Origin of the sequence: Eubacterium ramulus ATCC 29099 (genome assembly GCF_000469345.1) — a bacterium.
Taxonomy (GTDB): Bacteria; Bacillota; Clostridia; order Lachnospirales; family Lachnospiraceae; genus Eubacterium_I; species Eubacterium_I ramulus.
Map to the genome: position 1 here is coordinate 1 of NZ_KI271126.1, position 1,209 is coordinate 1,209.

Annotated in this window: 2 protein-coding genes; both read left to right on the forward strand. The window is 32.9% G+C overall.

The genetic code is table 11. The features are described from left to right. Positions 1–85 (forward strand): transposase (locus HMPREF0373_RS07455; RefSeq protein WP_021739069.1); only part of this gene is annotated, 85 nt, incomplete at its 5' end. 18 nt (positions 86–103) lie between these two features. Next, positions 104–1,207, forward strand: a complete 1,104-nt coding sequence (tnpB, locus tag HMPREF0373_RS07460; protein WP_021739070.1) for an IS200/IS605 family element RNA-guided endonuclease TnpB — start codon at positions 104–106, stop codon at positions 1,205–1,207. The last annotated feature ends 2 nt before the right edge of the window (positions 1,208–1,209 follow it).

Sequence of the window (1,209 nt, forward strand, 5' to 3'; positions counted from 1 at the left end):
CTTTTGGACAGATGGATATTTTGCATGTAGTGTAGGAAATGTATCGGAAGAAATGCTGAAAAGATACATAGAAAATCAAGGTTGAGAAAGAGGGTGACAATGGATGTTAAAGGGATATAAATACAGAATATATCCTAATAATGAGCAGAAAATACAAATTGCAAAAACATTTGGCTGTTGCCGTTTTGTATATAATCAGACACTGGCATATCGGAAAGAAGTATATGAGAAAGAGAGAAAATCAGTTAGTAAAACTGACTGTAACAATTACTGCAACAGACAATTAAAGAAAGAATATGAATGGCTGAAAGAAGTGGATAAATTTGCTCTGACAAATGCGATTTACAACATGGATGCTGCATATCAGAAATTTTTTAAGGAACATGCAGGTTATCCGAAGTTTAAGAGTAAACACGATAATCATAAGTCATATACAACAAATTTTACGAATGGCAATATAGCAGTAGATTTCGAGGAAAATAGAGTAAAACTGCCTAAATTAAAAAATGTAAAAGCAAAACTGCACAGAAATTTTAGCGGGCAGATAAAATCGGCAACGATATCACAAATTCCGAGTGGAAAATATTATGTATCAATTTTAGTGGAAACAGAACACGTGGAACTGCCACATGTAAATCAAAATACAGGAATAGATTTAGGTATTAAGGAGTTATGTATTACTTCAGCTGGAAAGAAATACGAAAATCCAAAAATCATCAGAAAATACGAAAAGAAACTGATAAAACTGCAAAGGCAGTTAGCCCATAAAGAGAAAAGAAGTCAAAATTATTACAAAACAAAGAAAAAGATAGCATTATGCCATGAAAAAATAACAAATACCAGAAAAGATTATCTGCACAAGATGTCCCATGAGATTATCAGCGAAAACCAAGTGATAGTATCAGAAGATTTGCAGATAAAAAACATGGTAAAAAATCATCATTTGGCAAAGTCTATAAGTGATGTATCATGGTATGAGCTGACAAGACAGTTAGAATATAAGGCAAAGTGGAATGGCAGAAAATATATCAAGATAAATACATTTTATGCTAGTAGTCAGTTGTGTTCAGCCTGTGGATACCAAAATACAGAGACGAAAAATCTATCAGTAAGGGAATGGATATGTCCTGTCTGCGGAACAAACCATGACAGAGATATCAATGCGGCAAAGAATATACTGGAAGAAGGATTAAGACAAATAGCATAAAA